A 17,845-nucleotide genomic window follows, 5' to 3' on the forward strand; every position below is an offset into this window, starting at 1 on the left:
ATGCGTCTAGATTACCCGCGCGCCCGGCTGTGGTCCGCGGGCGGTGACCGCTGCCCGGCACACCTTCGCCGCGGTGAGCTCGGCCGCCACCTCCTGGGCGTGTGCCGCGTCGGCGGCGAGGAACACACAGGTGGGGCCGGAGCCGGACACGATGCCCGCGATCGCGCCGGCCTCGTGGCCCGCTTTGAGCACGTCGGCGAGCTGGGGGCGCAGGGACAGCGCCGCCGCCTGAAGGTCGTTGCCGAGGGCGGCGCCGAGGATCTCGGGGTCGCGCTGGCGCATGGCGGCCATCAGCTGGTCGGGACCGCCGAGCGGCACGGGCGGGGCCGGGCGGTCGGTGGCGCGCAATCTGTCCAATTCGCGGTAGACCGCGGGGGTCGACAGGCCGCCGTCGGCGATCGCCACCACCCAGTGCCAGGTGGTCGGGCGGGCCAGGATGGGGCTGACCGCCTCGCCGTGGCCGGTGCCCAGGGCGGTGCCGCCGTGCAGCAGGAACGGGATGTCCGAGCCGAGTTGTGCGCCGACCTCGGCCAGTTCCTCGCGGGACAGGCCGAGCCCCCACAGCAGGTCGCAGGCGATGAGGGTGGCGGCGGCGTCGGCGCTGCCCCCGGCCAGGCCGCCGGCGAGCGGGATGCTCTTGCGCAGGTGGAGCCGCGCATACGCCGGGACGCGGCCGCGGGCGGCGAGCGCGCGGGCGGCTCTGATGATCAGGTTGCTCTCGTCGAGTTCCAGCTCGCCGGTGCCCTCGCCCTCCATGGTCAGGGTGAGGGTGTCGCCGCGGCGGGCGGTGAGCTCGTCGAACAGGCTGATCGCGTGGTAGACGGTGTTCAGCTCGTGATAGCCGTCGGGTCGCAGCGGGCCGACGGCGAGGTGCAGGTTGATCTTCGCCGGCACACGCACCTTGACGGGGCCCCGATGCGGACGTGGCTCGTCGTCGTCCGGCCCCCACGCCTCCGTCACGGAGTGATGTCCGAAATCGGGAGCCTGATCTCGAAGGGCGCGCTCAACACCAGCTCCGTACCGGAATCGCCGGCCAGCTCGTAGCGGCCGTCGACGAGGTCATAGGCGAAGATGTGGAGGGGATCCTGCTCGATCCGCCAGAAGTGCTGGATGCCTGCGGCCTCGTAGCCCGGCGGTTTCTCCATCCGGTCCCGGCGTTTGGTCCCGGGAGAGACGATCTCCACCGCGATCTCGACCTGGTCCGGCAGGAAGTAGTGGTGTGAGTTGACGATCGGCTGGCGGAGCAGGAGCACATCCGGCTCGAAGCTGTCCCGGGCGCTGATCGCCACGCCGACCGCGGTGGCCGCCAGGAACTGCCCGGGAGCATTCTGCCGGAACCACAGCCACAACAGATTCCCGATGGTCTGATGGCCGATCGTCGGGGAGGGAACCAAGATCATGACTCCGTCACGAAGCTCGACGCGGGGGGCGTCATCGGGCAGGTTGAGGACGTCCTCGAGAGTGAAGTTGGCCAGGCGCTGCCTGGTCAGGTCGAGCGCCCACTCGGCATGACCGATCGGCTCCGCGGTCATGAGTCCACCTCCTCGGGCTGCGCGCCGGACGGGCTGAGCTTACCGCCGGGCACCGACAGTTTCGCCGCCGCCGCGATCGCGGCGAACTCGCCGACGGTCAGCGACTCGCCCCTGGCCTGCGGGCTCACCCCGGCCGCGCGCAGCACCGACTCCGCCCTGTCCGGCCCGCCGGCCCAGCCGGCCAGCGCCGCCCGGAGGGTCTTGCGGCGCTGGGCGAACGCCGCGTCCACCACCGCGAACACGTCGGCCCGCTCGGCGCCGGCCGGTGGCTGCCGTTTGGTGAAGGCGACGAGCCCGGAGTCCACGTTGGGCACCGGCCAGAACACGGCGGGCGGCACCTTTCCGGCCGCCTTGGCCTCCGCATACCAGGCGAGCTTGACCGAGGGCACCCCATACACCTTCGAGCCGGGCCCGGCGACGAGCCGGTCGGCGACCTCTTTCTGCACCATCACCAGGCCGCCGCGCAGCGAGGGCAGCTCGGCGAGCAGGTGCAGGACCACGGGCACGGCCACGTTGTACGGCAGGTTCGCCACGAGCATGGTCGGCGCCGGGTCGAAGGCGTCGCCACCGATCCGGAGCGCGTCCGACAGGTGCACCGTCAGGTGCGGCGCGGTCACCGTCTCGGGCAGCGCCTTGGCCAGTGTCGGGTCGATCTCCACGGCGTGCACGTGCCGCACCGAGGCGGCCAGGCCGAGGGTCAGCGAGCCGAGCCCGGGGCCGACCTCGACCGCCACGTCGTCGGGGCGCAGCCCGGCCGCGGCCACGATCCGCCGGATCGTGTTGGGGTCGTGCAGGAAGTTCTGGCCGAGCTTCTTGGTCGGCGCGACGCCGAGGCGCGCGGCCAGCTCCCGGATCTCCGCCGGGCCGAGAAGTGATTCCGCCATGGCCAGAGCCTACGGTGGCCCGCCGGAGCCACTGGACACCGCCGGGTAGGAAGGACTCATGACGGAGTTGTTGGAGCTGCGTGGAGTGGTGGAGGCCTCCCCGGACGTGGTCGCGGCCGTGTTGCTGGACGTCGGCCCGGGTGGCCGTTCCCCGCTGGCGGTCTCCGGTGTCGTGGAGAAGGGCGACGGCGACGAGCTCGTGGTGATCCTGGATGGCAGCCGGATGACGGTGACCGTCGACCAGGCGGCGCGGTCGGTGGCTCTGCAGGGTGAGTGGTGGTACAGGGGTGTCACGTCGGTGGAGCCGGACCCGCGTGGCTCGGTGGTGATCCATCGGATCTACAACGTCGCGCCGGGTCACCGCTGGGCGGTTCGCATGATCGCCCGCGGCCCGGTGAACGCGGCTCCGACCGCGTTCGCCACCAACCTCGAACAGTTGAGCCGTGAGCTCGGCGTCGCCGCCTGGGTGGTCACCGATTGAGGTCCAGCCGGTCGCCAGTGCCGTCTCAGGGCGCTGAGACGGCACTGGGAGCCGGCCGATGGACCACGCAGCCGGCCCGGCGGCCGCGCCGGGGCCGGGAGCGGCAGCCACCTCGCGGGGTAGGCCCGGAGCTGTCCCGGCTGCGGCGGGAGGGGTGGCTCGTACCACATCGGGGTTGTCACCAGGGGCCGAAGACCTCGTCGCCGTTGGCGGAGACGGTGGCGCACAGCGTGTCGAGATCGGCGCCGGAGGCGTCGGCGAGGGCCCGCATGGTGATCGGGATCAGGTAGGAGGCGTTGGGGCGGCCGCGGTACGGCGTGGGCGTCAGATAGGGCGCGTCGGTCTCGACCATCATCTGCGACGACGGGGTGATCGCCGCGGCCGCGCGCAGGTTGGCGGCGCTGGCGAAGGTGACGGTGCCGGCGAAGCTGAGGTAGTAGCCGCGGCGGACGCATTCGGCGGCGAACTCGGCGTCGCCGGAGAAGCAGTGCAGCACGACCTTGTCCGGGGCGCCCTCGGAGTCGAGCACGCGCAGCACGTCGGCGTGGGCGTCGCGGTCGTGGATGATCAGGGCCTTGCCGTGGCGCTTGGCGATGGCGATGTGGGCGCGGAAGCTCTCCTCCTGCGCGGCGCGGCCCTCCTCACCGGTACGGAACGTGTCGAGCCCGGTCTCGCCGACGCCACGGACCCGGGGCCGGGCGGCGAGCGCCTCGATCTGCCGCAGCGCCTCGTCCAGATCGGACAGGCGGGGCGCCTCGTTCGGGTGCAGGGCCACCGCGGCGAGCACCTGCCCGCGGCGGTCGGCCAGGTCGGCGCCCCAGCGTGACGAGTCGACGTCGACACCGACCTGCATCAGCCGATCGATGCCGCTCTTGGCCGCGGCGTCGATGAGCGCGTCGATCGGGTCACCCTCTCCGGTGACACCGGCCTCCTGGACGGTCAGGTCCAGATGGGTGTGGCTGTCGAAGACCGGAACCGCGAGCGGCTCGGGTGCGGGCGGGAACTCGCCTGCTCGGCGGGACTCCTTGGTGCGACGGCGGTCTGAAGGAGACGGACCGGAGGGTGCTGAAGGCATGTGAGACATTCTGCACGCCGAGATTTCCGGTAACCGGGAGTTCATCCGATATCCACCGTGGTCACTTAGGTTGCGGCCCGTGACCGTGACCGGTGAGGACAGCGATCTGGGCGCCGACCCGCTCGACCCACCCCTGATGGCGCCGCTCCGCCGCGACCTGAGCTGGCAGCAGGTCCAGTCGATGAGCCAGTCCGTCGGATACCGGGACGATCCGGAGCTGCGCCGGATCCGGGCGACCGCCGCGGTCCGCCGGGGCACCCGGATGACGAAGGTGCTGTCCCCGGCCCAGGTCGCCGGTCATCTCGGCGGCTGGCTGCCGTACGGCTTCTGCTACCGCTCGTGCGACATCGCCCACCTGCAGGAGCCCCGTGCGCTGGGTCTGTTGCGCACCGACGGGCTGGCCGACGACCACGTCACGTTCGCGCTGCGCTGGCGGGCCGTCGACCCGCTCGACTACGAGGTGCCGTCCGGTACGGCCCAGCCGGGACTGCCCGGCCTGCCGGGGCACTCGCGGATCGGGGCGATGGTGCTCGGCACCGGGTTCAGCCCGAGCACCGACGATCTGATCCCGGAGTACGTGACGGCCGGTTTCGCGGACCTGCCGCTGTCGGCGAACGCGCAGTTGCTCGCCCATCTGCCGGGCGGTGACGAGGTGGTGCTGTACACGTACCAGCCGGAGCAGCACGGCTGGCTGCGGCTGGCCGGCCCCCGCTGGCGCGGTCTGCTGTCCGAGATCCCCGGTGGCAGCCCGGACCGGGAGTACGTGCCGTGCACGGCGGCGGCCTCATCCCGGCTGGTCGGGCGGATCGACAGCAACGAGTACGAGGCGGTCGCCGACCCGCCCGGCGAGTTCCGGGTGCGGGCGCTGACCCGGGCCGCACGGTATCCGGTGCAGACGCTGTCCCGGCGGGCCGAGCAGGCGCGCTGGCGGGGTGTGCCGTGCTGGGTGCTGCAGCGTGACGAGACCTGGGCCCGGCTGCGTCTGCTGCGCCCGGACGCGGACACGATCAACGCGGTCGGGGCGCGGTGCTACGAGCGGGGCGTCTACGAGGCGTGGGCGCCGATGAACGAGCTGACCGACCACCACATCGCGGAGATCGCGTACCAGCTGTAGGAAAGGGCGATGCCCGCCGGGCCGGGACGGCTCGACGGGCATCGGAGGTGGATCAGCTGCGGGTGATCCGCGCGACCCGGTAGGTGCTGCGGAGGTTGTCCGCGTAGTCCCAGGCCCACATCTCGACACCGAAGACCTGGTTCTTGCCGACGCCGGCCGGAACCTTGAACGTCCACTTGCCGTTCTTGAGCGTCGCCTTGGCGCCCTGGCCGTAGCAGTACTTGATCAGCTGAGCGTCGTTGTAGTAGCGCTTCCACTTGCGCGCCGAGGTCAGGCAGTACGACTTGCCGGTCGAGGTGATCCGGATCGCAGTGCCCCGCACCCCGGCCACGCCGGCGCCCTTGTCGGCGACCGTGCCGGTGATCGTCCGCCAGGAGCTCGCCCGGCTCGGCGAGGACGGCTTCTTGATGGTCAGGCTCGGCTTCCAGCCGTCCTTGACGACGTTGAGGTTGCCGATCGTCTGCCAGGCGCCGTAGCCCTTGGCGTTGCCCCACGAGATCTTGATCGCGCGGACGCCGGAGAGCTTGCCGGTGCCGACCTGGACGTACTTCTTCTTGGCGGCGTCCCACTTGTACTGGTAGAGCACGCGCCCGGTGAGCGACTTGGTGGTCGACTTGTGCGCCGAGCCCCAGCCGTCACTCCAGTCGATGCGGTACTTGGTCGCGCCGGCCGGCACCTTGCTGACGTTGATCTTGAACTGTCCGCCCTGGTAGACGGACTTGCGGTTGAGCGACGCCTTGCCCGCCGGAACGGTCACCGCCACGGTCCGGGCCGGGATCGCCGAGACGTTTCCGGTCGGGTCGGTGACGATCACCGTGACCTTGAAGGACCCGGCGCGGCTGTACGACTTGGTGGCGCTGAACGTGCTCGGGCTGAGCGCGGTGCTGGTGCCGTCGCCCCAGCTCACCACCCGCTTGAGGGTGGCCTTGTCGTCGCCCGAGTCGTTGTACTCGTTCGCGTTCTGGTCGACCTTGATCTGCTGGCCCGTCCACACCGAGGTGTAGTTGAGCCGGAACGAGCCGGTCGGCACCGTGGTGTCCGGGTCGACCGTGCCGGGGTCGGTGGTGCCCGGGTCCGTCGTGCCCGGGTCGGTGGTGCCCGGGTCGGTGGTGCCCGGGTCGGTGGTGCCGGGGTCGGTGGTGCCGGGGTCGGTGGTGCCGGGGTCGGCCGGACCCGGGTCGATGGTGCCGGTGCCCGGGTCGGTGGTGGTGCCCGCATCGGTGCCGGTACCGGAATCGGCGCCGGCGCCCGGGTCGGTGGTGTCCAGGGTGGAGGCGGACTCCACGCTGGCAGCCGGCGGGGTGGCGTCAGCGGGCGAGCCCGGGGACGCGTAGGCCGGCGAGCCCGCGAGCGCACTGCCCGCGATGAGAGCGCCGCCGACGACCGCGACCACGACGGGCCGCGCGAGGCTTGATTTCACGGAACTCCTTCGAGAGGTGAGAGCCACACGAAGGAGCCGAGCAATCGGAACGCAACCGTACCGATGAAACGCCCCCGTTCCCCCGTGGCACCAGAGAAGTTACCCTCCGGGGCCACAGGGGATCAACGTATTTGACGAAGACGATCCGTTCGGTCAGGCTTCGTCCCCACCCAGACGGGCCAGCTCCTCGTCCACGACGGACGGATCGAGCTTGCGGAAGACCGGTTTCGGAGCGGCCAGCGGCGTCCCGGCGACCAGCGGCACCGACTCCCAGCGCGCGCCGGTGGTGTAGTCACCGGTCAGGATCGGGTAGGACGGACCACCGTCGAGGTCCTCCACCTCCTCGATCCGCGGCATCGGCGCGTGCACGCCCTCGCCGCCGAGCAGCTCGAACACCTTCTGTGCGGAGTGCGGCAGGAACGGGGTCAGCAGCGTGTTGGCGTCGCTGACCACCTGCAGCGCCACGTGCAGGACGGTCGCCTGCCGCGGCTTGTCCTCATCGGACTTCAGTTTCCACGGGGCCTGCTCGGAGAGGTACTTGTTGGCCTCGGCGACGACCCGCATCGCCTCGCCGATCGCCGCTTTCTGCCGGTGCTTGCCGATCAGCTCACCGACCGTGGCGAAGCCCGCCTTGGCGACCGCCAGCACCGCGCGGTCCTCCTCGGTCAGCTCACCGGCCGCCGGGATCTCGCCGAAGTTCTTCGCGGCCATCGAGACCGACCGGTTGACCAGGTTGCCCCAGCCCGCCACCAGCTCGTCGTTGTTGCGCCGGACGAACTCGGCCCAGGTGAAGTCGGTGTCGTTGGACTCCGGGCCGGCAGCCGCGATGAAGTAACGCAGGGCGTCCGCGTCATACCGCTCGAGGAAGTCGCGCACGTAGATGACCACCCGGCGGGAGGAGGAGAACTTCTTGCCCTCCATCGTCAGGTACTCACTGGACACCACCTCGGTGGGCAGGTTGAGCCGGCCCAGCTCGCCGGCGGCGCCCGCCTTGTCGCCCTCGCCGGAGTAGCCGAGCAGCAGGGCCGGCCAGATCACCGAGTGGAAGACGATGTTGTCCTTGCCCATGAAGTAGTAGCCGAGCGCGTCCTTGCCCTGCGCGTCGGCGGACCACCACTGCCGCCAGGCCTCCGGGTCGCCGGTGCGGCGGGCCCACTCGATCGACGCCGACAGGTAGCCGATGACCGCGTCGAACCAGACGTAGATGCGCTTGTCGGCGCGGTCCCGCCAGCCGTCGAGCGGGATCGGGACGCCCCACTCCAGGTCACGGGTGATGGCCCGGGGCTGGAGGTCGTCGAGCAGATTGCGGGAGAACTTGAGGACGTTGGGCCGCCAATTCTCCCGGTGGTCCAGCCAGCTGCCGATCGCCTCGGCGAACGCCGGCAGGTCGAGGAAGAAATGCTCGGTCTCGACGAACTGCGGGGTCTCCCCGTTGATCCGGGAGCGCGGGTTGACCAGCTGCTCCGGGTCGAGCTGGTTGCCGCAGTTGTCGCACTGGTCGCCGCGGGCGCCGTCGTAGCCGCAGATCGGGCAGGTGCCCTCGATGTAGCGGTCCGGCAGGGTGCGGCCGGTGGACGGGGAGATGGCGCCCAGAGTCGTCCGCGCGACGATGTAGCCGTTGCGGTGCAGGCCCTCGAACAGCTCCTGGACGATCGCGTAGTGGTTGCGCGTGGTCGTCCGGGTGAACAGGTCGTAGGAGAGGCCCAGCCCGTGCAGGTCCTCCACGATCACCCGGTTGTAGCGGTCGGCGAGCTGCCGCGGGGTCACCCCGTCGGCGTCGGCCTGGACCTGGATCGGGGTGCCGTGCTCGTCGGTCCCGGAGACCATGAGCACGTCGTGGCCGGCCATCCGCATGTACCGGCTGAAAACGTCGGAGGGCACCCCGAAGCCGGAGACATGACCGATGTGGCGCGGGCCGTTGGCGTAGGGCCAGGCGACCGCGGCGAGAACGTGACTCATGACGTACAAGCGTAGTGACCGCTCACGGCGGCCCGCGAACGGATAACCGCCTCCCCGACAGGTATACCGATTTGTCCCGACACGCCCGATCAGTGACGTGCTCCGCCCAGGGCCGCGGCGTTAGATGAGCAGGTGACCGGAAACCCACCGCAGCCAGGGGAAACACCTCAGGGACAGGGCAGCCCGTGGGCGCCGCCCGGCGCCGGGGAAGCCTGGTGGCGCGAACCGGCCGCCGAACCGCCCGCGGCCCCCGCCGGGCTCCCGCCGGAGCAACGGGCCGACCGGCCGGTCACGACCGGCGAGCTGATGATCATCGAGCCCGCGGCCCGGCCCGTGGGGAGCCCGGTCCCGGCGAGCCCGCCCGCCGACGGTTCGCTCGGCTACGGGCCGCCGGCCTCAGACCCGCCCACCTCGGGCCCACCGCCCTCCGGCCCACCGCCCTCGGGCCCACCGCCCTCCGGCCCACCGCCCGCGGGCCCGCCGGCCGAGGTGCTCGCCGCGCCCGAGGTCGAGGAGCGGCTGGCGAACTCGCCGTTCTGGATGAGCGACGAGGAACGCGCCGCCGCCGAGGCGACCCAGCCCCTGCCCGCCCCGCGACCACGCCGGCCCGCCGCCAACCCGCTCTCCGCGCTGCTCTGCCTGATCGTGCTGAGCCTGGCGGCGGCGTTCTTCGGCTGGGTCAGCGCGGAGCCGTTCTGGCTGGCGGTCGGGCACGGCGACCGGGGGTACGCGGTCACCACGAGCTGCCACGGGAGCGGGCTGACCCAGCGGTGCGTCGGGGAGTTCGCCACCGACGGGTTCTCGGCCGGCCCGGTCACGCTGCTCGGCATCGCCGGGGACGGGCGGCGGCCCGGGGCGGTCTCGTCGGCCCGGATGGTCGGGCCCGGGAGCGACCAGGCGTACACCGCAGGGCCGGGACCGCTCATGCACCTGCGCTGGGGACTCGGCTTCCTGCTGGTGCTGCTCTGCGGTCACGGCATCGCGGCGACGACCGGGGCACGGCGGCTGCCGTCCCGGCCGGCCCGGCGCGGCGCGACGATCGCCAGTTTCCTGGGGCCGCTGCTCCTGCTCGGCGGATTCCTGGTCGCCGCTTACTGAGCAGCGGCCCGATCAAGCGGAGCGCCGAGGACGCCGAAGCCTCTTGCCAGGAAGCGGGGCGGGTGGCGCGTACCGGATCAGCGGTTTTCGTGGACCAGGGCGTAGACCGCGCGTTTTCGCAGGCCGTGAGCGTCGGCGACCTGTTGGATCGCGTCGCGGCGCGAAGCGCCCGCCGCCTCCCGCCCGGCCACCTCGGCCCGCAGCGTGTCGTCGTCGGGGGTGGCCGCCAGCCCGGCCGGAGCGCCCGCCACCACCAGGGTGATCTCGCCGCGCGGCGGATCCGCGGTGGCACCGGCCGCCAGCGCGCCGAGGGTGTCGCGCCGGATCTCCTCGTAGGTCTTGGTCAGCTCGCGGCAGATCGCGGCCGGCCGGTCGGCGCCGAAGATCGCCGCGAGGTCCTCGCACGAGCCGGCGATCCGGTGCGGGGCCTCGAAGAAGACCAGGGTGCGCGGCTCGGCGGCCAGTTCCCGCAGCCGGGCGCGGCGCCCGGAGCCGGACCGCGGCAGGAAGCCCTCGAACACGAATCTGTCGCTGGGCAGGCCGGAGAGGGCCAGGGCGGTGGTCACGGCGCTCGGCCCGGGCGCGGCGGTGACCGGGAAACCGGCGTCGAGCGCGGCGCGGACCAGCCGATATCCGGGATCGGAGACGCTCGGCATGCCGCCGTCGGTCACCACGGCGACGACGGCGCCGGACCGCAGGGCCTCGACCAGTTCGGGGGTACGCCGTTCCTCGTTGCCCTCGAAGTAGGAGACGATCCGCCCGCCGACGGTGACGCCGAGGTCCCGGGCGAGCCGGGCGAGGCGCCGGGTGTCCTCCGCGGCGACGACATCCGCCGAGGTCAGGACCTCGCGCAGGCGTGCCGAGGCGTCGCCGGTGTTGCCCAGCGGGGCGCCCGCGAGCACGACCCGTCCGCCGGCTTCTTCTCCATGAGGCATGGCGAAAAGTCCATCACATGACAGGACGCGCCGACGGCGGGCCTACGTTCTCAGCGACGGGGCCTACGATCGCGGGGTGACGACGGCGGCCACAGCTGAGACAGAACTCACCCCCGCGGACTCCCCCGTTGCGACGGAGCCGTACCGGGCGGGGCGAGCCATCCCAGAGATCGTCCGGCGACGCCTGTCGACGCTGGACCGGAGCTTCGACCCGTATTCGTGGCTGGTCACCGTGGTGATCACGGTGATCGCCGGGATCCTGCGGTTCGCCGGGGTCGACCGGCCCAAGGGGTACATCTTCGACGAGGTGTATTACCCGACCGACGCGTGGGACATGCTCCAGCACGGGTTCGAGTGGGACGAGAAGGTCAACGGCGCGGCGTACGTGGTGCACCCGCCCCTGGGCAAGTGGCTGATCGCGCTCGGCGAGATCCCGTTCGGCAACACCGAGATGGGCTGGCGGTTCTCCACCGCGGTGGCCGGCACCCTGATGGTGCTGATCTTCATCCGGGTCGCCTACCGGCTGTTCCGCTCGGTCGTGCTGGCCGGGATCGCCGGTCTGCTGATGGCGCTCGACGGGTTCCAGCTGGTCCTGTCGCGCACCTCGCTGCTGGACATCTTCCTCGGGCTGTTCATCCTGATGACGTTCGCCGCCCTGGTGCTCGACCGCGACCACTACCGGCGCAGCTGGCAGCGTGCCCTGGAGGACGGCTTCGACCCGGCGGTGACGCCGGCCGTCCCGCGGTTCGTCCCGTGGTGGCTGCTGGTCTCCGGGATCACCTTCGGCATGGCCTGCGGCGTCAAGTGGAGCGCGCTGTTCTTCGCCCCGTTCTTCGCCGGCCTGGTGTTCGTCTGGCGGGCGCAGGCGCGGCGCTCGGCCGGTGTGCGCGGGCCGATCATCGCCGGGATCCTCGGTGACATCGGCTGGCTGGTGCTCACCTTCGGCCTGACCATCGCCGTCTACCTGGCGACCTGGACCGGCTGGTTCGTCACCGACAACGGCTACTTCCGGCACTACCGGGCCGACAACGGCTGGAGCGAGCCGCCGGTCATCGGGGCCCTGCAGAACCTGTGGCACTACCACTCCGAGGCGTTCAAGTTCCACACCGGACTGACGCAGAAGCACACCTACCAGTCGTGGCCGTGGCAGTGGCTGCTGCTGGGGCGTCCGGTGGCGTTCTACTGGAACGCGGCGGGCGGCTGCGGCGCGGCCAGTTGCGCGGCCGAGATCCTGCTGGTGGGCACGCCGATCCTGTGGTGGTCGTTCCTGCCGGCGCTGGGCGTGATGGCCTGGTTCGGGGTGGCCCGGCGCGACTGGCGGGCCTACGCGATCATGACCGGCGTGGTGGCCGGGCTGCTGCCGTGGTTCTACTTCGCGGTCAAGGACGGCCGGACCATGTTCGCCTTCTACGCGATGCCGGCGCTGCCGTTCCTCATCCTGGCGGTGGTCTACGTCCTCGGGGCGATCATGACGCCGGCCGACGGGATGACCTCGGGCGCGGCGCGGACCGACCGGCAGTTGGTGGGCACCGTCGTGGTGAGCACCTACGTCATCCTGGTGGCGCTCTGTTTCGCCTACTTCCACCCGATCTTCGTGGGCACGCTCATGCCTTACGACGACTGGTCGGTGCGGATGTGGCTGGGCGGCCGCTGGATCTAGCGGGCCCGGCTCGTGAGCGCCTGAAACGAAAGGGCGCGCCCCGATCGCCTGCCACGGGGGAAGCGGGCGATTGGGGCGCGCAAGGAGAGCTTAACGAGCGGAGATGTCCCGCACAACGGGTGGCCCGGCGAGATTGTCGGAGCGATGCCACCATCCCAGTGATTCGGACATTCACCCTCTACCTGACTTAAGTAATTTTTCGTTTTGCGAGAAATGCTCGATAAATGAGTCGGGAATACGACAGAAAATGCCCGGCGCGGCGGCGTAACCTCTTTCGCTCTCGCCCCGCGCCACAGCTCATGGAAATGGCGGCGACCCGCGGGCGCACCCGTCCCCACCGGGCCAAAGACAATTCGTCCCATTTCATGTGATCGGTCGGCCGTCCCCCTTAGGGGTGATTCGTGCCAAGATCGCGATAAATGTTCTTAGGCTTCGCCGGGTGACATCGCAGGAACCCCCGACCACGCCCGACACCGACACCGCCGCGGCCGAGACGGAAGTGATCGCCGTACCGGAACCCGCGCCGGTGTTCGTGGACTCGACCGGCCGGCGCAGCCGACTCCTCCGGCGAGTCGCGCTGGCCTTCGGCGTCCTCCTCGTCGCCTACGGCGGCCTGGTCACCATCAGCCTCGCCGGAGGACCGGTGAGCTCCAGCGCCGTGCTGCCGCTGCCCGGGTTCGACGACGAGGACGACAACGACGAGCCGGACCCGAAACCGCAGCCGACGCCGGCGCCCACCCCGACCCCGAGCGTCTCCCCGGCCCGCCGGATCGAGTCGGCCGTCCGCGACGGCGGCGACCAGCGCCGGCCCGTCGCCTCCGCCTCGGCCAAGGCGTCCACGAAGACGTCCCGCTCGGCGAAGCCCACCGCCACCCCGTCGGCCACCTCGGGCAGCCCGGCCCCGAGACCGCTGGAGTCGGCCACCGCGACCCAGCAGCCCACGGTCGAGCCGAACCCGCCGACCAGCGGGCCGGCCACTCCGGCCGTGCCACCGCACAAACCGCAGCCGTGAGCGCCCGCCCGGCCCGCGGCCGGATCCTCCCGCGGCCCCGCGTGCTGCTCGGCTCGACGCTCGTCGCGTTCTTCGTGGCGGTGCTGGTCGTGCAGGCCTACGTCAACGCCGAGTTCACCGGCGATCACATCCAGGACGAGGTCGGCGACCAGGCCGGGGTGCCGTCGGCGATCCTGCGCGGCGGCCCGATCATCAACACCACCGGCGGCCAGGAGAGCACCACCCGGCTGCCCGAGCGCACCATCGCGCTCACCTTCGACGACGGCCCCGATCCGCAGTGGACGCCGAAGGTCCTGGAGGTCCTGCGCCGGCACGACGCGCACGCCACCTTCTTCGTGGTCGGCTCCCAGGTGGCCCGCAACCCGGAGCTGACGAAACAGGTCGTGGACGATGGCAACGAGCTGGGCCTGCACACCTTCACGCACCCCAACATGCAGCGGCTGGCGCCGTGGCGGCGCGAGCTGGAGCTGTCCCAGACGCGGACGGCCATCGCCCGGGCCACCGGCGTGAGCACCCACCTGGCGCGGTTCCCCTACTCGTCGAAGAACGCCGCGATCGACGAGGTGAACTGGAAGCTGATCAAGGAGGCCGGGGCGCTCGGCTATCTGGTCGTGGTCAACGACACCGACAGCAACGACTGGCAGCGCCCCGGCCCCGACCGGATCGTGGCCGACGCCACGCCGGCCGGCGACCAGTCCGCGGTCATCCTGTTCCACGACGCCGGCGGCGACCGCTCGCAGACCGTCGCGGCCCTCGACCGGTTCATCCCGCGGATGAAGGCTCGCGGCTACCGGTTCACCACCGTCACCGAAGGACTCAACCTGGGCATCACCGCGCAGGCGGGCGCCCACCCGGCGCTGCCGCTCAACCCCCGGGCCCCGTCCGGCGACACATGGCGGGGCGCCGCCGTGGTGTGGACCGTGGGCCTCGCCGACGGCCTGGTCACCGTGATCGCCGTGCTCTTCGTGGTGGTCGGGGTGCTCACCGTCGGGCGTACCCTGCTGCTCCTGCTGCTCGCCACCCGGCACGCCCGGCAGCGCCGCAAACCGGGCTGGCGGTGGGGTCCCCCGGTCACCGAGCCGGTGTCGGTGATCGTGCCCGCCTACAACGAAAAGGAGGGCATCGAGGCCGCGGTCCGGTCACTGGCCTGCGGCGACCACCCCGGGATCGAGGTCGTCGTGGTCGACGACGGCTCCACCGACGGCACCGCCGACCTGGTCGACCGGATGGGCCTGCCGAACGTACGGGTGGTCCGGGTGCCCAACGGCGGCAAGCCGAACGCCCTCAACACCGGCGTGGCGATGGCCCGGCACGACCTGATCGTCATGGTCGACGGCGACACGATCTTCGAGCCCGAGTCGCTGCGGCTGCTGGTCCAGCCGTTCGCCGACCCGTCGGTGGGCGCTGTCGCCGGCAACGTCAAGGTCGGCAACCGGGAGACCACCGTCGCCCTCTGGCAGCACATCGAGTACGTGATCGGCTTCAACCTGGACCGCCGCCTCTACGAGGTGATGAACTGCATGCCGACCGTGCCCGGCGCGATCGGCGCGTTCCGCCGGGAGGCGCTCGCCCAGGTCGGCGGCGTGAGCGACGAGACGCTGGCCGAGGACACCGACGTGACCATGGCGCTGTGCCGGGCCGGATGGCGGGTCGTCTACGCGCAGGACGCCCGGGCCTGGACCGAGGCGCCGACCACCATGGAGCAGCTGTACCGGCAGCGGTACCGGTGGAGCTACGGGACGATGCAGGCGATGTGGAAGCACCGCCGGGCGCTGACCGACTCCGGGGCGTCCGGCCGGTTCGGGCGGGCCGGCCTGCCGTTCCTGGCACTCTTCGGGCTGGCGCTGCCGATGCTCGCCCCGGTCGTCGACATCATGCTCGTCTACGGGCTGGTCTTCTGGGAGCTCCGGGAGACCGCGATCGCCTGGCTCGGCATGCTGGCGCTGCAACTGTTCACCGCGGCGGTCGCGTTCCGGATGGACCGGGAGTCGTGGAAGCCGCTGCTCAAGCTTCCGCTGCAGCAGTTCGCCTACCGGCAGCTGATGTACCTGGTGCTGCTCCAGTCGGCGACCACCGCGCTGACCGGCGGACGGCTGCGCTGGCACAAGCTCGACCGGGCCGGGCTGGCGTCGCCACCGGCCGCGGACGGCGTACGGGTGCCGGCTCAGAAGAGACACGTGACCCCGCCCCCGGCCGGACCGCTGCCGATCGGGGACGGGCGTACGCGCGGCTCAGGCGATCGCCAGATCCCGGATCAGCTCGGCCGGGTCCATGGACGCGTACGGGAACACGACGTGCAGTGAGGTGCCGTCCCCGGGCCGGTCGGAGAGGGCCACGGTGGCGTGGTGGGCGTCCAGGATCCGCTTCGCCACGGCCAGTCCGCGGTCCGGGCCGGGCACGTCCGCCGGGTTGGCGATCGCGCCGTAATACAGGTGCGGGAACAGGTCGGGTCGCATCCCGTCGGGCAGGTCCATGTCGTCCAGCCGTACCGTCGGACCGGACTCCATCTCCGTGCCCACCCGGACCCGGCCGCCCTCCGGTGTGTATTTCACCGCCGCGAAGAGCAGGTGCGTCAGCACCTGTTCGAGACGGACCGGGTCGGCGATGATCGGCAGCGACGGGCCGCCCGCCTGATTGAGGATCCAGATGTGCTTGCTGGCCGCGATCGGCCGGACCGCCTCCACCGCCCGCTGGGTGACCCGGGTGAGATCACACTGCCGCATGTGCAGGCTCTCCCCGCCGAGCCCCGCGTCGGCCATCGTGGTCAGGTGGTCGATCAGCTCCCGGAAGCTGCGGCAGTGCGCCGCCGTGGCCCGCGCCACCAGGTCGCCCATCTCGGCGTCGTGGTATCCGGTGTCGCCGAGCCGTTCCAGATACGCCGACATCAGCCGCAGCGACGACCGCAGCTCCCCGCCGACCAGCCCGGCCAGGTCGTCCTTGCGGCGCTCCAGCTCCTGCAGCCGGGCCGTGGTGTTGGCCAGCGCGAACGCGTACCGCCGCAGTTCCAGCTGGGCGGTGACCTGGCGGGCCAGGGCACGCAGGGCCTGCTGCTGCTCCATGTCCAGCCGCCGTGGCTCGGTGTCCATCACACAGAGCGTGCCGAGCGCGAACCCGTCGGTGGTGAGCAGCGGCGCACCGGCGTAGAACCGGATCCCGCCCTCGGCCGTCACCGTCGGGTTGTCGGCGAACCTGTCGTCCTCGCGGGCGTCCGGCACCAGCATCAGGTCGCGGCCGAGGATGGCGTGGGCGCAGAACGACACGTCCCGCGAGGTCTCCGCCACCTCGACACCGGTCCTGGCCTTGGCCCACTCCCGATCCGCGTCGACCAGGCTGACCGCCGACATCGGCGTCTCACAGACACCTGCGGCCAGCGCGACGATGTCGTCGAAGTCCTTCTCCGGGGGGCTGTCGAGTATGTCGAGCGAGTAGAGCGCGGCCAGCCGCTCGATCTCGTTGTCGGGCAGTGGTGCTTTCATGGGGCGTCACCTCCGAGACTTGCTTCAGAGGTACCACTCAAAAGTAGCAATCTGCGCATTTCTCCCGGAACTGGCGGTGCCCGCAGGCTCCTGACGAGCGGTTATGCTTCGCGGCCATGAGCACCGAGCAGTTCGCCTGCGGAACGTGCGGCGCCTTGCACGACGGCCCGCCGCTCAGCTTCGCCGCCCCGGCGCCGGACTACTGGCAGCCGGAGATGGCCGGGCAGGAGGGCTGCCTGCTGGACGCCGACATCTGCGTCATCGCCGGCGAGCAGTTCTTCGTCCGCGGCCTGATCGAGCTGCCCGTGTGGGACACCGGCGACATCTTCACCTACAGCATGTGGGTGTCCCTGAGCCGGCCGAGCTTCACCCGCGCCGTCGACGTGTGGGAGCAGCCCGGCCGCGAGACGGAGCCGCCCTACTTCGGCTGGCTTTCCAACATCATCGCGGGGTACGAGCCGTCGACGCTCAACCTGCGGACCAACGTGCACACCCGAGCCGTGGGACAGCTGCCGTACATCGAACTCGAACCCACCGGGCACCCGCTCGCCGTCGAACAGCTCGCCGGCATCACCCGCGCCCGGGTGGAGGAGATCGCCTCCTTCCACCTGCACCGCTAGCCTGCGCTGATGGAGCTGCGCGCGATCGACCCCCGCAACTACGAGGCGGCCCTGCAGATAGCGGTCCGCCCCGACCAGGCCGACCTCGTCGCACCCGTCGTCAAATCCCTCGCCGAGGCGTACGTCTACGGCGACCAGGCCTGGCCACGACTCGTCTACGACGGCGACGAGCTCGTCGGTTTCGTGATGGCGTTCCTCGACATTCCGTGGACCGACCCGGACGACACCGACCGCCGCTCCGGCCTGTGGCGCCTCAACATCGCCGCCGACCACCAGGGCAAGGGTTACGGCTCGTTCGCCGTCGAGGCCGTCTGCGCCGAGATCCGCTCCCGCGGCGGCGCCCAGGCCTACGTCACCTACCACGCCCGCGAGGGCGGCCCGGCCCCGTTCTACGCCCGCCTCGGCTTCCACCCCACCGGCGAGACAGCCGACGGCGAGACCGTCGCCGTCCGAGACCTCACCTAGACGAGTAAGTCCTAACTCCCGCTAGGGATGACGGCGGCGGTGTACGGGCGACTACCGGGCGGTTGGCCCGTACATCTGTGTGGTTGGCCGGCGTAAAGGTGAAGGGTGTCGATG

Annotated in this window: 16 protein-coding genes; 8 read left to right on the plus strand and 8 right to left on the minus strand. The window is 71.3% G+C overall.

Features of this window, described 5'->3' with window-relative positions:
* Positions 1-6: 6 nt before the first annotated feature.
* The 3 genes from BM290_RS30375 to rsmA are packed head-to-tail and all read right to left on the minus strand — an operon-like array spanning position 7 to position 2,416.
* Entirely contained in the window at positions 7-960 is a 954-nt protein-coding gene (locus BM290_RS30375; RefSeq protein ID WP_093619319.1) for a 4-(cytidine 5'-diphospho)-2-C-methyl-D-erythritol kinase, read from the minus strand.
* Complete coding sequence (locus BM290_RS30380; protein ID WP_093619320.1) at positions 957-1,532, minus strand: Uma2 family endonuclease; 576 nt, start codon at positions 1,530-1,532, stop codon at positions 957-959. Before BM290_RS30380 ends, BM290_RS30375 begins: the two co-directional genes overlap by 4 nt.
* Positions 1,529-2,416 (minus strand): 16S rRNA (adenine(1518)-N(6)/adenine(1519)-N(6))-dimethyltransferase RsmA, encoded by an 888-nt coding sequence (gene rsmA, locus BM290_RS30385; protein WP_093619321.1) that lies wholly within the window; start codon positions 2,414-2,416, stop codon positions 1,529-1,531. Before rsmA ends, BM290_RS30380 begins: the two co-directional genes overlap by 4 nt.
* Before the next feature lie 58 nt (positions 2,417-2,474).
* On the opposite strand from rsmA, the gene BM290_RS30390 reads away from it, so the two are divergent.
* Positions 2,475-2,897, plus strand: a complete 423-nt coding sequence (locus BM290_RS30390; RefSeq protein ID WP_093619322.1) for a hypothetical protein — start codon at positions 2,475-2,477, stop codon at positions 2,895-2,897.
* 178 nt (positions 2,898-3,075) lie between these two features.
* Here BM290_RS30390 and BM290_RS30395 read toward each other — a convergent pair whose 3' ends face one another.
* Entirely contained in the window at positions 3,076-3,972 is an 897-nt protein-coding gene (locus BM290_RS30395; protein WP_373871083.1) for a TatD family hydrolase, read from the minus strand.
* Between the two features lie 79 nt (positions 3,973-4,051).
* Between BM290_RS30395 and BM290_RS30400 the strand changes: the two genes are divergently transcribed.
* A complete protein-coding gene (locus BM290_RS30400) occupies positions 4,052-5,086 on the plus strand; it encodes a hypothetical protein (RefSeq protein ID WP_093619324.1) in 1,035 nt (344 codons plus the stop codon).
* A 52-nt stretch (positions 5,087-5,138) separates the two neighbouring features.
* Here BM290_RS30400 and BM290_RS49250 read toward each other — a convergent pair whose 3' ends face one another.
* The gene (locus tag BM290_RS49250; protein WP_203779515.1) at positions 5,139-6,506 is read right to left on the minus strand and encodes a hypothetical protein; all 1,368 of its coding nucleotides are present in this window, start codon (positions 6,504-6,506) and stop codon (positions 5,139-5,141) included.
* 153 nt (positions 6,507-6,659) lie between these two features.
* A complete protein-coding gene (gene metG / locus BM290_RS30410; protein ID WP_093619374.1) occupies positions 6,660-8,465 on the minus strand; it encodes a methionine--tRNA ligase in 1,806 nt (601 codons plus the stop codon).
* 132 nt (positions 8,466-8,597) lie between these two features.
* Between metG and BM290_RS30415 the strand changes: the two genes are divergently transcribed.
* Complete coding sequence (locus BM290_RS30415; protein ID WP_093619325.1) at positions 8,598-9,563, plus strand: hypothetical protein; 966 nt, start codon at positions 8,598-8,600, stop codon at positions 9,561-9,563.
* Between the two features lie 77 nt (positions 9,564-9,640).
* Here BM290_RS30415 and rsmI read toward each other — a convergent pair whose 3' ends face one another.
* Positions 9,641-10,498, minus strand: coding sequence for a 16S rRNA (cytidine(1402)-2'-O)-methyltransferase (rsmI, locus tag BM290_RS30420; protein ID WP_093619326.1), 858 nt, complete (start codon positions 10,496-10,498; stop codon positions 9,641-9,643).
* 76 nt (positions 10,499-10,574) lie between these two features.
* Here rsmI and BM290_RS30425 point away from each other — a divergent pair, with 76 nt between their 5' ends.
* The 3 genes from BM290_RS30425 to BM290_RS30435 all read left to right on the plus strand — a co-directional run bounded on the left by BM290_RS30425 (position 10,575) and on the right by BM290_RS30435 (position 15,473).
* Positions 10,575-12,158, plus strand: a complete 1,584-nt coding sequence (locus BM290_RS30425; protein WP_239143736.1) for a dolichyl-phosphate-mannose--protein mannosyltransferase — start codon at positions 10,575-10,577, stop codon at positions 12,156-12,158.
* A gap of 439 nt (positions 12,159-12,597) precedes the next feature.
* Positions 12,598-13,170, plus strand: coding sequence for a hypothetical protein (locus BM290_RS30430; RefSeq protein WP_093619328.1), 573 nt, complete (start codon positions 12,598-12,600; stop codon positions 13,168-13,170).
* The gene (locus BM290_RS30435) at positions 13,167-15,473 is read left to right on the plus strand and encodes a bifunctional polysaccharide deacetylase/glycosyltransferase family 2 protein (RefSeq protein ID WP_093619329.1); all 2,307 of its coding nucleotides are present in this window, start codon (positions 13,167-13,169) and stop codon (positions 15,471-15,473) included. The genes BM290_RS30430 and BM290_RS30435 overlap by 4 nt, the downstream gene beginning before the upstream one ends.
* On the opposite strand, the gene BM290_RS30440 is transcribed toward BM290_RS30435, so the two are convergent.
* Entirely contained in the window at positions 15,402-16,646 is a 1,245-nt protein-coding gene (locus BM290_RS30440) for a GAF domain-containing sensor histidine kinase (RefSeq protein WP_093619330.1), read from the minus strand. The genes BM290_RS30435 and BM290_RS30440 overlap by 72 nt on opposite strands.
* Positions 16,647-16,762: 116 nt before the next feature.
* Here BM290_RS30440 and BM290_RS30445 point away from each other — a divergent pair, with 116 nt between their 5' ends.
* Together BM290_RS30445 and BM290_RS30450 are read left to right on the plus strand one after the other, a co-directional pair.
* Positions 16,763-17,266 carry a DUF2199 domain-containing protein gene (locus tag BM290_RS30445; RefSeq protein WP_093619331.1) on the plus strand — a complete coding sequence of 168 codons (504 nt, stop codon included), beginning with the start codon at positions 16,763-16,765 and terminating at the stop codon, positions 17,264-17,266.
* 9 nt (positions 17,267-17,275) lie between these two features.
* A complete protein-coding gene (locus tag BM290_RS30450) occupies positions 17,276-17,731 on the plus strand; it encodes a GNAT family N-acetyltransferase (RefSeq protein ID WP_093619332.1) in 456 nt (151 codons plus the stop codon).
* The last annotated feature ends 114 nt before the right edge of the window (positions 17,732-17,845 follow it).

The sequence above is a fragment of the Actinoplanes philippinensis genome, assembly GCF_900113015.1.
In the GTDB taxonomy this organism is placed as follows: Bacteria; Actinomycetota; Actinomycetes; order Mycobacteriales; family Micromonosporaceae; genus Actinoplanes; species Actinoplanes philippinensis.

Excerpts from the sequence above, each read along its gene's own strand:
- metG (WP_093619374.1), bottom strand. The coding sequence starts at position 8,465 with ATGAGTCACGTTCTCGCCGCGGTCGCCTGGCCCTACGCCAACGGCCCG.
- BM290_RS30395 (WP_373871083.1), bottom strand. The coding sequence starts at position 3,972 with ATGCCTTCAGCACCCTCCGGTCCGTCTCCTTCAGACCGCCGTCGCACC.
- rsmA (WP_093619321.1), bottom strand. The coding sequence starts at position 2,416 with ATGGCGGAATCACTTCTCGGCCCGGCGGAGATCCGGGAGCTGGCCGCG.
- BM290_RS30380 (WP_093619320.1), bottom strand. The coding sequence starts at position 1,532 with ATGACCGCGGAGCCGATCGGTCATGCCGAGTGGGCGCTCGACCTGACC.
- BM290_RS30440 (WP_093619330.1), bottom strand. The coding sequence starts at position 16,646 with ATGAAAGCACCACTGCCCGACAACGAGATCGAGCGGCTGGCCGCGCTC.
- rsmI (WP_093619326.1), bottom strand. The coding sequence starts at position 10,498 with ATGCCTCATGGAGAAGAAGCCGGCGGACGGGTCGTGCTCGCGGGCGCC.
- BM290_RS30450 (WP_093619332.1), top strand. The coding sequence starts at position 17,276 with ATGGAGCTGCGCGCGATCGACCCCCGCAACTACGAGGCGGCCCTGCAG.
- BM290_RS30390 (WP_093619322.1), top strand. The coding sequence starts at position 2,475 with ATGACGGAGTTGTTGGAGCTGCGTGGAGTGGTGGAGGCCTCCCCGGAC.
- BM290_RS30445 (WP_093619331.1), top strand. The coding sequence starts at position 16,763 with ATGAGCACCGAGCAGTTCGCCTGCGGAACGTGCGGCGCCTTGCACGAC.